Below are 13,104 nucleotides of genomic sequence, written 5' to 3'. Positions count from 1 at the left end.
TCCAGGGCAACGGGCGCCTCGCCGCCGTCGTCGGTGACGAAGCGGGGCCCGCCTCGGGCGTGCCGCGCCCCGCGAAGTGCAGGACGTGCGGCACGGTGGCCGCCAGGTACTGCACCAGATCCTCGGCCCGAGCGGCCGGCAGGACGTCGAGCCGGAACAGGTGCCCGAACCGGGCGTGCGTGACGCTGCGCTGCACGTCCCGGTGCTCCTCATGGAGCGCGGGCGCCCGGCCGGCCTCGGGCGAGGCGGCGAGCACGAGACAGACGGCGGTCGTCACCCGGTGGTGGCCAGTGCCTGAATGATCCGCGCCCAGTGCGCGGCGTGCTGGGGCGCGTGCGCCGCGCTCAGGGCGGCGGTCTCGGAGATCAGCCGGTTGCGGGTGTCGGGTGAGGCGTCGGCGACGAGGGGGGCGAGGCTTTCGGGGTCGGCCTCGTCGGGGGTGCCTGCGAGGAGCAGGGCGGCCTGGTGGTGGGTGTGGGCGGAGAGCTGGTCGTCGTACACCTCGTACTCGATGGAGGCCGCGTGGCGGAGGGCTTCGGCGTCGCCGCTGGTGAGGGCGTTGTCGATGTGCTGCTGGAGGGCGGTGCGGTCGCGTACGAGGGCGTAGGCCGTGGGGATGTCGTGGGTGCGGGCTGCGTGGAGGAGGGCGGCCGGAGTGGGCGGGGCGAAGGCGGGCGGGTCGGTGGCGAGGAGGTCCGGGTGGGCTCGGAGGAACTGTTCGGACTCCTCCCAGGTGGTGGAAGCCGCCCAGTCGGCCAACTGCTCGCCGACGATGAGGGGGTGGTAGGCGGCGGGTGCGCCTCGGGTGAGGATTTCCTCCCGGAGCGCCTCGTATTCGGCTACGGCCTCGGGGTCGAGGAGCGCGTATTCGGTGAGGGCTGCTGCGGCTTCGGGGTCACTCAGGAGCTCGGCGTGTTCGGTCCAGTGGGTGTACGAGTCGGACCAGGTGGGTGAGGTCAGCCACTTGGCGACTGTGTCCAGTGCCTCGGGGGAAAGCGCCAGCCAAGCGGGAAGCGACCCGGCGGTTTCGTCCTGCCAGATGGTTGTTAACTCCTCGTGGTGTGCAGCACTTTCCTGTACGCGTCGGCGGAGTATTCCCCGGGCTCGGAATGTCACTTGGTCCGGTACTTCTGCGGTTGGGGTGCTCGCCAATCGAGCGAGACCTCGCAGGCCGGCTGGGGCAGAACACTCCGTCCTGCTGATCAGAAACGTGTCCCGTTCGAGAGTGATGGCGCGGCCTGCTGTCGGGCGCTTGGGGCTGAGGTCGGCGATGACGCGCTCGTAGGCATGGATTGCACCCGACAGGTCTCCAGAGTCTGCGAGTTGGTTGGCGAGGTTGTTGAGTGATGCGGCGAGGTGGGGGGTGAAGGTTGTGGGGTGTTGTTCGGCGAGGGCGCGTCGGAGTTGTACGGCTTCGTGGGCCGCCGTGAGTGCGCCTCGGCGGTCTCCCACACTGGCGAGGCAGTTGGCGAGGTTGTTGAGTGATGCGGCGAGGTCGTGGGTGAAGGTTGTGGGGTGTTGTTCGGCGAGGGCGCGTCGGATGTGTACGGCCTCGTGAGCGGGTGCGAGTGCGCCTTGGCGGTCTCCCACATCGGCGAGGCGGCTGGCGAGATTGCTGAGGGCGGTGGCGAGGTGGGGGGTGAAGGCTGTGGGGTGTTGTTGGGCGAGGGCGCGGTAGAGGTTGGCCGCTTCGTGGGCCGGTGCGAGTGCGCCTTGGTGGTCTCCCACACTGGCGAGGCAGTTGGCGAGGTTGTTGAGTGATGCGGCGAGGTCGTGGGTGAAGGTTGTGGGGTGTTGTTCGGCGAGGGCGCGTCGGATGTGTACGGCCTCGTGAGCGGGTGCGAGTGCGCCTTGGTGGTCTCCCACATTGCCAAGGTGGTTGGCGAGGTTGCTGAGGGAGCCGGCGAGGTGGGGGGTGAAGGCTGTGGGGTGTTGTTCGGCGAGGGTGCGGTAGATGTCGGTGGCTTCGTGGGCGGGTGCGAGTGCGCCTTGGTGGTCTCCCATATCGGCAAGGTGGTTGGCGAGGTTGTTGAGAATGCCGGCGAGGTCGGGGGTGAAGGCTGTGGGGTGTTGTTCGGCGAGGGTGCGGTAGAGGTTGGTGGCTTCGTGGGCGGGTGCGAGTGCACCTTGGCGGTCGCCTGTGTTGGCGAGTTGGTAGGCGAGGTTGTTGAGGGCGGTGGCGAGGTCGTGGGTGAAGGCTGTGGGGTGTTGTTCGGCGAGGGTGCGGTAGATGTCGGTGGCTTCGTGGGCGGGTGCGAGTGCACCTTGGCGGTCTCCCACATCGGCGAGGCGATTGGCGAGGTTGCTGAGTGATGCGGCGAGGTCGTGGGTGAAGGCTGTGGGGTGTTGTTCAGTGAGGGCGCGTCGAATGTGTACGGCATCCTGGGCCGCCACGAGTGCGCCTCGGCGGTCTCCCACACCGGCGAGGCGATTGGCAAGGTTGTTGAGGGAACCGGCGAGGTCGGGGGTGAAGGCTGTGGGGTGTTGTTCGGCGAGGGTGCGGTAGAGGTTGGTGGCTTCGTGGGCGGGTGCGAGTGCGCCTTGGCGGTCGCCTGTGTTGGCGAGTTGGTAGGCGAGGTTGTTGAGGGCGGTGGCGAGGTGGGGGGTGAAGGTTGTGGGGTGTTGTTCGGCGAGGGTGCGGTAGAGGTTGGTGGCTTCGTGGGCGGGTGCGAGTGCGCCTTGGCGGTCTCCCACATCGGCGAGGCGGACGGCGAGGTTGTTGAGTGATGTGGCGAGTTCGTGGGTGAAGGTTGTGGGGTGTTGTTCAGTGAGGGCGCGTCGGATGTGTACGGCATCCTGGGCCGCCGCGAGTGCGCCTTGGCGGTCGCCTGTGTTGGCGAGTTGGTTGGCGAGGTTGTTGAGTGATGCGGCGAGGTCGGGGGTGAAGGCTGTGGGGTGTTGTTCGGCGAGGGTGCGGTAGAGGTTGGTGGCCTTTTGGGCCGGTGTGAGTGCGCCTTGACGGTCCCCCATATCGGAGAGGAAGACAGCGAGGTTGTTGAGGCAGGCAGCGAGATCCGGCAGGTAGTTCTCTGCACTCGTCGCGCATAGCTGTTCGTAGTGATCGACTGCCTCGCGCGAATAGACCAGAGCCTCGTCACGCAGCCCCGACTTCGACAACACCTGGGACAGTCTGTGCATGGCCGCAGCCAGGTAGGTCGGCCCACACCCCCCGTCCCAAGCCACCACCCCCCGCAGCATTTCCACCCCCGCCCCGCCACACCGCACCGCATGCCCCACCAGTCCCCGCGTCACATACGGGTCCACCCCCGACCAGTCACCCACCCGCCCCTGCCGCTTGACCAGCTCCACCAGCGTCCGCAACACCACCTCGTCCGCAGCCGTCCCGCCCAGCCCCTCCCGCCGCATGAGGTGAGCAACGAACTCCCGGTGGTACAGGCGATACACCGCCTGCCCCTCCTCCGCGTCCTCCACGATGTAGCGGCCGAAGACCGACAGCGCCCAGTCCACGTCGCTCTCGTCGTACTCGACTCCTCCGCCCAGCGCCCCGGCCACCGCCTCCCACACGCCGCCCGCAGGCATCCCCTGGCCCACCGTCCAGGCCAGCGCGGACAACAGGTCCCAGGCCGCCGACGGGAGCACCGTGCCGTCGTCCCGCACCCGCGCGGGAACCGCCCGCAGCTCGTCCTCGAACGCGGCGTCGATGGAGTCGGGCAGCTCCGTCAGCAGAGCCCCGTCCTCCTCTGAGCCGACCCGCGCCAGGACCGTACTCGTGACCAGGCGGGCGAACAGGAAGCCGCCCCCGACATCTGTGGCCCGCTCCGCGATCGCCGCTCCGGCGTCCCGCGCCAGGCCCTCCGCGACCCTCGCCGCCTCGCACCGGCGCCGCACGTACTCGCCGATGTCGTTCTGCGTGTGCGGTTCGACTTCGAGGTCGACGGCCGTGACACCCGCCCCGATGTGCCGGGCCAGCGCCTGCACCAGCGACTCGTTGTCCTCCAGCTTGTTGCGGAACGGGCGCTCCCGCGAACCGAGCAGCACCGGGACCGTCCGGCTGAGCGGGAACACCAGGTCCTCGATCATGCTCTGCGTGTGCTCGGCCGGTACCTCGTCCAGGCCATCGATGACCAGGACCGGCTGCGGCGACAACTCCCGTACCTCGGCACGGAAATCGTCCGTGTTTCGGGGCCGGGGCAGCCCCAGGGCGCGCGCCAGCCGCTCCGACGCCTGCAACGGAGTCAGGTCGCGCAGGTGCACCGCCGCGAGGGTGCGCTCCGCGCGGACGCCGGGGTCCGGGTCGCCCACGCGCAGTGCGCCGTTCTCCTCGGCCCTCGCGCGCTGCTCCGGGTCCGCGAGCGTGGCGATACGGCCCAGCACGGCGGACTTCCCGCAGCCTGCGGGGCCGGTCACCAGGAACAGGCCGGGTGCGTCCTCGCCCAGCCACTCCACGATCCGGCCCAGCACCCTCGTACGGCCCGTGAAGAACCAGCCCTCCTCCGTGGGCCCGACCCCGCGTGCCGCCTGCACCAGGTGTTCTACGAGCCGGGCCGGGGCGCCGGGGGAGTGGAGGGGGTTGGGGAAGACGGGGCGTCCGTCGCCCACGGACGCGGGAACCGGTGTCTGGCCCTGGCCGTCGTCCCACCGCGTGGCGATGGCACTCATCAGGTCCGGGCCGCTGACGAAGGCGTTGTGGTCACTCCACGCGGAGCGGTACTCGCTGCCCGCAGGGCCTGCCCTCAGCACCTCGGCCAGAGCGGCCAGCAGCGGACCGCTGCCGTCCGAGGTCTCGTGGCTCTGACAACTCGCAAGGAATCCCAGCCACTTGGCGTGCCCGGGTGGCGCGGACTCCTCCGCCCAGCGCCCGAGGGCCGTATCCATCGCCGGAACCGCGCCGCCGCCCGCGTAACAGGTGTCGACGACCAGCAGGACGTGTTCGGCGCCGGACCCGACGGCCTCGCTGACCAGATCATCGATGATGACCCCGTGCCGCCGCACGCGTGCCTTCCACTGCCCGGGGTCGGCGACAGGCTTCAGGTCCGAGAGCACAAGCCGTGTCTGACCGTCGACGCGCACGCCGTGCCCCGACCAGATCACGAGAGCCGGTCTGGCGATACCGGTGGCCACCCACCCCTCGGACCACTCCTCGCTCTCCCTGCGGAACGCCTCCGACGAAGGGTCCCCACCCCCCACCTTCCGCGTCTCGTACCCCAGCCCCTCCAGCAGCCCCACGATCTCGTCCATCTGGGCCCCGGCCCCCACGAGCCGGGGAAACCGCGCCGCGTCCGCGTACTCCTCGCACACCACACACAGCGCCGTCCCCGCCGGTCCCGGCCTGCCCTCGTCCGCACCCGTCATCGTCAGCCCCGCTCCAAAACCAGTACCAACGCGGTCATCACCACATTGGCCGAATTACGCGTCCCGATCCGCACCCGATGCCCGCCCGCCGGAAGGCTCTTGACCCGGGCGGTGTACACCCCGCCGCCCCGGTTGGTCATCGTGCGCATCGGACCGCCCTCCACCCCCGCGAAGACCGCGATCCGGTCGTGGCCCGGCACGTCCGGGGCAGCGGTGGCCCGGATCTCGTACGCGTCCCCCTCCACCAGGATTTCCGGCGCGTCCACCGAGAGCGGCACATCGTCGTCGTCCGGGCCCCGGTGCACCGGCGGCTCCGGGGTGAGCCAGTTGTAGAGGGCCTGGCGCACCGCCTTGTTGTTCTGGAGGGAGCCGTGCTTCTCCCACGGGGTGTACGCGTGCCGGCCCGCACCCACAGCCCGGCTGGAAAGATGCGGCACCCGCCCGTCGCCCCCCTCGTCCGCCCCGTCGATGGTGAGCAGGGCGCGCAGGCCGTCGCCCTCCGCCTCGGCGGTCGTCGGCGTCGGCTGGCGTACCCCGCCGACCGGGACGTACTCCACCCCGTACCGCGCACCCGCGCCCGAGTCCCGCAGGTCCGCGTGGAACCGGCCCGCGTGGCGCAGCAGTTCCTCATCCACCCCCGGCAGGCCCGTGACCTCGCGGGCGTACCGCAACGGCGAGCCGCCGGCCGTCGTCAGGCAGGCGTAGTCCGGGGTGAGCTGGTGCAGCGACGGGAGGCTGCGGGCGAACGCCGTGAGGTCGAGGCCCACCGGGCCGATCCCGTACCGCATGCCGTTGACCAGGTACAGCAGCGCGTCGAGCGACCCCCGGTACGGCGTCCCGAGCGTGACCACGCGGCGCGTGACCTCCGCGCCGCCGCACTGCTCGACGTAGCCGCGCGTGACGAGGCCGCCCATGGAGTGGCAGAGGAAGACGACCTTGGCGTCCCGCCGGTCCGGCCGGGACGCCCGCCAGCGGCCCAGCTCCTCGTCCACGCGCTCGGCCAGCCGCTCCGCGTTGTAGCGGCAGGAGAGCCGCCAGTCGTAGGCGAAGCCGACGAGGTTGGCCGGGACGTCGGCCGCCTCGCCGGGCAGGCGGCGCCGAAGGGTGAAGTTGGCTTCCAGCCAGTTCAGCAGGCCGCTGTACCCGTCCACGGGGTTCCACACACCCGGCAGGGCGTGCACATCGGACATGAGCCCGGTGGGCCGTACGCCGTCGCCGGGATGTTCGTCGCCCAGGCCGGCCGGGAGCGTCAGGCCCTTGACCGAGTTCCCGAAGGTGCGGATGCCCCGCAGCAGGGCCTTCCCGGAGGCCGCCCAGACCTCGTGCCCTTCCGCGTCCGCCAGCGTGCTGCCGAGGATTCCCGGTACGACGACCACCAGGTCCTCGGCCCTGCTGCGCTGCGCCATATGACAGTCCCCCGTATCCACGCCGCCGATCGAGGACAGCAGCGTAGATACGGGGGACGGGGTTCCGGGCCGGTCCGGACAAAATCGGCCGCGTCCGGACCTTCCGCACGAAGAGCGCTACCGGAGGCAGCGGGAAGCGCCTACGGCAGCGCGGAGCGCTACGGCAGCGCCAGCATCCGCTCCAGCGCCAGCTTCGCGTACTTCTCCGTCTCCGGGTCCACCACGATCCGGTTGACGAGCTTGCCCTCCGCGAGCGACTCCAGCGTCCACACCAGGTGCGGCAGGTCGATGCGGTTCATCGTCGAGCAGAAGCACACCGTCTTGTCGAGGAAGACGATCTCCTTGTCCTCGGCGGCGAAACGGTTCGCCAGGCGGCGTACGAGGTTCAGCTCGGTGCCGATCGCCCACTTGGAGCCGGCCGGGGCCGCCTCCAGGGCCTTGATGATGTACTCCGTCGAGCCGACCTGGTCCGCGGCGGCGACGACCTCGTGCTTGCACTCCGGGTGCACCAGCACGTTGACGCCGGGTATCCGGGCGCGCACGTCGTTGACGGACTCCACCGAGAAGCGGCCGTGGACCGAGCAGTGCCCGCGCCACAGGATCATCTTCGCGTCGCGCAGCTCCTCGGCGGTGAGCCCGCCGTTCGGCTTGTGCGGGTTGTAGAGGACACAGTCCTCCAGGGACATGCCCATGTCCCGGACGGCGGTGTTGCGGCCCAGGTGCTGGTCGGGCAGGAAGAGGACCTTCTCGCCCTGCTCGAAGGCCCACTCCAGGGCCCGCTTCGCGTTGGACGAGGTGCAGATCGTGCCGCCGTGACGGCCGGTGAAGGCCTTGATGTCGGCGGAGGAGTTCATGTAGGAGACGGGCACGACCTGCTCGGCGACGCCCGCATCGGTCAGCACGTCCCAGCACTCGGCGACCTGCTCGGCGGTGGCCATGTCGGCCATCGAGCAGCCCGCCGCCAGGTCCGGCAGCACGACCTGCTGGTCGTCGGTGGTCAGGATGTCCGCGGACTCGGCCATGAAGTGCACACCGCAGAAGACGATGTACTCGGCCTCCGGGCGGGCCGCCGCGTCACGGGCGAGCTTGAAGGAGTCGCCGGTCACATCCGCGAACTGGATGACCTCGTCGCGCTGGTAGTGGTGCCCGAGGACGAAGACCTTCTCCCCCAGCTTCTCCTTGGCCGCGCGGGCGCGCTCCACCAGGTCCGGGTCGGACGGGGAGGGCAGGTCGCCGGGGCACTCGACACCGCGCTCGCTCCTGGGGTCGGCGTCGCGGCCCAGCAGGAGCAGGGCGAGGGGCGTCGGCTGGACATCGAGATCCTGGACGGGGTGGGCCGTGGTCACGTCACGCACCCTTTCTTCTGCGGACTTCTCTGCCGAGAAAGCCTTTTCGTCTAATTGACGCTATCTATCATAGCCGCTTCACGTCACTTTGACGATGCCGATAGCGTCAATGTGACGCATCCGCCGGCCGGACCGGTGTGCGAGCATGAAGGGAACAGGCAAGCGCGCGGCCCGGAATGAATCCGCGGTCCCGACGGTTGCTACGTCGGCAAGCAGTCTCCGTACAACCCGGGAGAGAAGCAGATGTCCGTATCGGACGAGACCACCACCGTGAGCGACGGCATCCTCCTGTCCGACGCCGCCGCAGCCAAGGTCAAGGCCCTGCTGGAGCAGGAGGGGCGCGAAGACCTGGCTCTCCGTGTCGCCGTCCAGCCCGGCGGCTGCTCGGGCCTGCGTTACCAGCTCTTCTTCGATGAGCGTTCCCTCGACGGCGACGTCGTGAAGGACTTCGACGGTGTGAAGGTCGTCACCGACCGCATGAGCGCCCCGTACCTGGGCGGCGCCTCGGTCGACTTCGTGGACACCATCGAGAAGCAGGGCTTCACCATCGACAACCCGAACGCCACGGGCTCCTGCGCCTGCGGCGACTCCTTCAGCTAAAGCGCGCAGCGGCAGGCGGAGGTACGGCGGCGGCCCCGGGATTCCGATCCCGGGGCCGCCGCCGTTGTCGCTCCGTTGTCGCTGCCGTACGCGGGTGGTGTCAGGTGCGCGGGACCGTGGAGCCCGAGGCCGCGTCGACCACCTTCCGGCCGTCCAGCGGCTGGTCCAGCGTGACCGTACGGGTCATCTCCTTGGCGATCATCACGCAGACCTTGCCCGGCTCCGCCTTCTCCTCCCGGACGCTCACCCGCACCGTGTCGCCGTCCTCGCGCGCGCTCGCCGTGTACGTACTGCACGCGCCGCCCCAGAACGTCACCGCGAGGGACCGCCCGCCGGCGCTGTACGACCGGACCGTGCGGGCCTTCGTCGTGGCGTCGCCGTCCGGGGTCGCCCCCTGTGACGGCCCCCGCGTCAGATACGCCGGGTCCACGGCCACCTGGGTGACCGTGTCGCCCCGGCCGCCGGCCGGCTCCACCGAGAAGATCCAGGACGGTACGAGCAGCTGCTCGCCCCCCGCGGAGTGGACCGCCAGACCGAAGACCGCCTTGCTCACCGTCACCGTCGTCGTGGGCGGCTCCGCCTCCCCCTTCTGCTTGCCGCAGCGGTAGAGGGGCGCCATCTCGCCCTCCTTGGCCGGCGGGGGATCGATGCAGCCGCCGATCCTCCCGCTCTCCGGCTGCGCGGCGTTCAGCTGCTTCACCGCCTCGTCCGCGCTGATCACCGGATACTCCGCACCCTTCTCCAGGCCCTTCAACTGCCCGCTGCCGCCGATCACTTCACCGTCCGGGCCCACCTGGACGCCGGTCGACCAGCCGTACGTGGGCAGCCCGTCCACCACCGGATCGGCGTTCACCACCCGGGCCGAGCCCATGAGCTGGCCCGCGTCGAGCGCCGCGTCGCCCTGGCCGGCCGCCTTCAGCACCGGGGCGGCGGCGGCCTTCGCGGCCTTCTCGCTCACCGGGGAGCCGGAGCCGCCGGGCGCCACCTGCCCGCCCGAACAGACGGCCCCCTTCTTGCAGTTGTCCGTGGAGCCGGAGCCGTAGCGGGTGAAGGTCCAGGTCCCGGGCGCCTGCTTGTCCACCCGCAGGACCGGCCCCGAACCGTCCCCGTCGGAGCCCACCTTCCAGAAGGTGGCCCCGGACTGCGGGGCGCCGGTCAGCCCGAGCGCCTTCGCCAGCCTGGTCACCTCGGCGGCCGACACGGTCCCCTTCGCGCGCTGGACGGCCGCCCGCTCGGGGCCGTCCGGAAGTTCGCCGGAGGCGCGGTAGACCAGCCGGCCGCCGTGCGGATCGGGCTCACCGGGGGCGATGCCCTCGGGCGCGCCGGAGGGATCGGGCGACGGCTCGGCGGGTGTGCCCGTGGCGTCCAGCGACAGGGGTGGGGGAGTGGAACCGTCCCCCGCCGCGCTCCGCGCGCCGTCCCCGCCGTCCGCCGCGGTCGCCGCCCAGTAGGCGCCGCCGCCACCGGCCAGCAGTACGGCCGCCGCCACCGAGGCCGCGACCAGCGGCGAACGCCGCCGGGAAGTGGTCACGTCGTTGTCGGGTCGCTCGGTGCTCACCGGATCGCTCCTTCGCCTGCATCGCCGTCGTACGCCTGGACCGGCGTACGGCCCGCCCCGGAGGGTGGACGGGGATGGGACGGGGCGAAGGGGCGCATGGTTCCCCCGGGCCGGCGAAGGAGGGGGCGCCGGCGAGGGAGGGGGGCTCAGTCCCCGTACTCCGCCGTCGCGTCGATCAGCCGGGCCGATGCGGGCGGCACGGTCACGCCGTTGATCAGGGCGGGTGCGACAGGGGTAGGGGTGATCTTCGCGGGTACCACCCAGTGCGGGGCCATCCGTGCGCAGTCTCCGCGCAGCTCGGCCAGACCGGTCTCGGACTCGCGCGGGGCGATGTGGTTCGACATAACCGCACCGTAGGCACCACCGAGCTCGGGAAGAAAGCCCTACTATCGGGTAGTTTTTCCGCTTCGGGCCATGGGAAAGCGGGTAGCGTGAACTGTCACGCCACCCAGGGGATACGGACAAGCGTTCCCCTCGACCTCCGCAGGAGCAGTCTCCCCGTGCGTATCGCAGTCACCGGCTCCATCGCCACCGACCACCTCATGACCTTCCCCGGCCGCTTCGCCGACCAGCTGGTCGCCGATCAGCTGCACACGGTCTCGCTCTCCTTCCTGGTCGACAACCTGGACGTGCGCCGGGGAGGTGTCGCCGCCAACATCTGCTTCGGCATGGGCCTGCTCGGCACCCGGCCGATCCTGGTCGGGGCCGCCGGGTCCGACTTCGACGAGTACCGGGCCTGGCTCGACCGCCACGGCGTCGACACCGGATCGGTGCGGATCTCCGAGGTCCTGCACACCGCCCGGTTCGTCTGCACGACCGACGCCGACCACAACCAGATCGGCTCCTTCTACACCGGCGCCATGAGCGAGGCCCGGCTGATCGAGCTGAAGGCCGTCGCCGACCGGGTGGGCGGGCTCGACCTCGTCTCCATCGGCGCCGACGACCCGGAGGGCATGCTCCGCCACACCGAGGAGTGCCGTACGCGCGGCATCCCGTTCGCCGCGGACTTCTCCCAGCAGATCGCCCGGATGAACGGCGACGAGATCCGCATCCTCCTGGAGGGCGCCACCTACCTCTTCTCCAACGAGTACGAGAAGGGGCTCATCGAGTCCAAGACCGGCTGGACCGACGCGGAGATCCTGGCCAAGGTCGGCCACCGGGTCACCACGCTCGGCGCCCAGGGCGTGCGCATCGAGCGGGCGGGCGAGGAGCCCATCGAGGTCGGCTGCCCCGAGGAGAACGCCAAGGCCGACCCGACCGGCGTCGGCGACGCCTTCCGGGCCGGGTTCCTCTCCGGTCTCGCCTGGGGCGTCGGCCTGGAGCGGGCCGCCCAGGTCGGCTGCATGCTCGCCACGCTCGTCATCGAGACCGTCGGCACCCAGGAGTACACCCTGCACCGCAACCACTTCATGGACCGCTTCACCAAGGCGTACGGCCACGAGGCCGCCGCCGAGGTCCACACGCACCTCGCCTGACGCGGACCGGTCAGGAGAGCCGGCGGACCACATGGGCCGCGCCCCGGTCCGCCGGCTCCTCGCCCACGTACTCCTGCTCCCGCATCGCGCACCAGGCCGGGATGTCCAGCCGGGCCGCCTCGTCGTCGGACAGCACGGTCACCGTCCCGCCCACCGGCACCCCTCCGATCACCTTTGCGAGCTCGATCACCGGAATCGGGCAGCGCTTGCCGAGCGTGTCCAGCACCAGCGAGTCGTCCGGAGCGGGGGAGGGGGAAGGGGAGGGGGCGGCCGGCGCGGACGCCTCCAGCTTCTCGCGCACCCCGGCCACCAGACCGGGGAGCACCGCCAGGAAGCCGTCGACGTCCTCGTCCGTGGTGCCCCGGGGCAGCGACACCCGGACATTGCCCTCCGACAGCACCCCCATCGCCTTGAGCACATGGCTCGGCGTCAGGGTGCTGCTCGTGCAGGACGAACCGGACGATACGGAGAATCCGGCCCGGTCGAGCTCGTGGAGCAGGGTCTCCCCGTCGACATAGAGACAGGAGAAGGTGACCAGATGCGGCAGCCGCCGCTCCGGATCGCCGACCACCTCCACATCGGGTACCAGCTCGGGCACCCGGGTCCTGATCCGGTCGACCAGCGCCCGCAGCCGCACCGCGTCCGCGTCCGCCTCCGCCCGCACCGCCCGCAGGGAGGCGGCCGCCGCGACGATCGCCGGAAGGTTCTCGAAGCCGGGCGCCCGTCCCGACTCCCGCTCGTCCGCCGGGCCTTGCGGTGCGAACCGGACACCCTTGCGCACCGCGAGCAGCCCGACCCCGGCGGGCCCGCCCCATTTGTGCGCGCTGCCCGCGAGCAGCGACCACCCCTCCGGCACCGGTCCCCAGGCCAGCGACTGGGCGGCGTCCACCAGCAGCGGCACCCCCGCCGACCGGCAGATTCCGGCCACCTCGGCCACCGGCTGCTCGGTGCCGACCTCGTGGCTGGCGGACTGGAGGCAGGCCAGCGCGGTGTCCTCGCGCAGCGCCTCCCCGAACACCCGCGGGCTCACCGCGCCCGTGCGGTCCACCGGCACCCGGGCGACGGAGCCGCCCCGGTCCTCGTGGTCGGACGCCGCGTGCAGGACCGACGAGTGCTCGACCGCCGACACCACCAGATGGCGGCCGACACGCCGACGCCCGGCGAGCGCCCCGGAAATTCCGGAATGCACCGCACGGGTGCCCGACGAGGTGAAGGTCAGCTCGTCCGGCCGGCACCCGACGGCCTCGGCGGCCGCCTCCCGGGCCGCGTCCAGCAGCAGCCGGGCGCGCCGCCCCTCGCGGTAGAGCCTGGCCGGGTCGGCCCAGCCCTCGTCCAGCGCGGCAAGCAGCGCCTGGCGGGCGACGGGATGCAGGGGGGCGGCCGACGCCGCGTCGAAGTAGGGCACC

At 71.2% G+C, this 13,104-nt stretch carries 8 protein-coding genes; 2 read left to right on the top strand and 6 right to left on the bottom strand.

All coding sequences use genetic code 11. From position 1 onward, the window contains the following. Nucleotides 1-273: 273 nt before the first annotated feature. The 3 genes from P8A18_RS07935 to nadA form a co-directional block, all read right to left on the bottom strand. Nucleotides 274-5,313, bottom strand: coding sequence for a tetratricopeptide repeat protein (locus P8A18_RS07935; protein WP_306053032.1), 5,040 nt, complete (start codon nt 5,311-5,313; stop codon nt 274-276). A gap of 2 nt (nt 5,314-5,315) precedes the next feature. Continuing rightward, nucleotides 5,316-6,719 (bottom strand): alpha/beta hydrolase, encoded by a 1,404-nt coding sequence (locus P8A18_RS07930; protein ID WP_306053030.1) that lies wholly within the window; start codon nt 6,717-6,719, stop codon nt 5,316-5,318. A gap of 158 nt (nt 6,720-6,877) precedes the next feature. Beyond that, nucleotides 6,878-8,074 carry a quinolinate synthase NadA gene (gene nadA, locus P8A18_RS07925; protein WP_026250333.1) on the bottom strand — a complete coding sequence of 399 codons (1,197 nt, stop codon included), beginning with the start codon at nt 8,072-8,074 and terminating at the stop codon, nt 6,878-6,880. A 234-nt stretch (nt 8,075-8,308) separates the two neighbouring features. Between nadA and P8A18_RS07920 the strand changes: the two genes are divergently transcribed. Next, nucleotides 8,309-8,665, top strand: a complete 357-nt coding sequence (locus P8A18_RS07920) for an iron-sulfur cluster assembly accessory protein (RefSeq protein ID WP_018555456.1) — start codon at nt 8,309-8,311, stop codon at nt 8,663-8,665. A 100-nt stretch (nt 8,666-8,765) separates the two neighbouring features. Here the strand turns inward: P8A18_RS07920 and P8A18_RS07915 are convergent, their stop codons facing one another. After that, nucleotides 8,766-10,223: a hypothetical protein gene (locus tag P8A18_RS07915; RefSeq protein WP_306053026.1), complete on the bottom strand. Its 1,458-nt coding sequence runs from the start codon at nt 10,221-10,223 to the stop codon at nt 8,766-8,768. Between the two features lie 146 nt (nt 10,224-10,369). Continuing rightward, nucleotides 10,370-10,567 (bottom strand): hypothetical protein, encoded by a 198-nt coding sequence (locus P8A18_RS07910; protein WP_306053024.1) that lies wholly within the window; start codon nt 10,565-10,567, stop codon nt 10,370-10,372. A gap of 156 nt (nt 10,568-10,723) precedes the next feature. On the opposite strand from P8A18_RS07910, the gene P8A18_RS07905 reads away from it, so the two are divergent. Beyond that, nucleotides 10,724-11,698 (top strand): carbohydrate kinase family protein, encoded by a 975-nt coding sequence (locus P8A18_RS07905; protein ID WP_306053022.1) that lies wholly within the window; start codon nt 10,724-10,726, stop codon nt 11,696-11,698. Between the two features lie 10 nt (nt 11,699-11,708). Here the strand turns inward: P8A18_RS07905 and P8A18_RS07900 are convergent, their stop codons facing one another. Further along, nucleotides 11,709-13,103 (bottom strand): cysteine desulfurase/sulfurtransferase TusA family protein, encoded by a 1,395-nt coding sequence (locus P8A18_RS07900; protein ID WP_306053020.1) that lies wholly within the window; start codon nt 13,101-13,103, stop codon nt 11,709-11,711. Nucleotide 13,104 lies beyond the last annotated feature (1 nt).

Source organism: Streptomyces sp. Mut1, from assembly GCF_030719295.1.
Lineage (GTDB): Bacteria > Actinomycetota > Actinomycetes > Streptomycetales > Streptomycetaceae > Streptomyces > Streptomyces castrisilvae.
The sequence above is the reverse complement of the archived record's forward strand: the minus strand, read 5'-3'. Positions and strand labels throughout refer to the sequence as shown.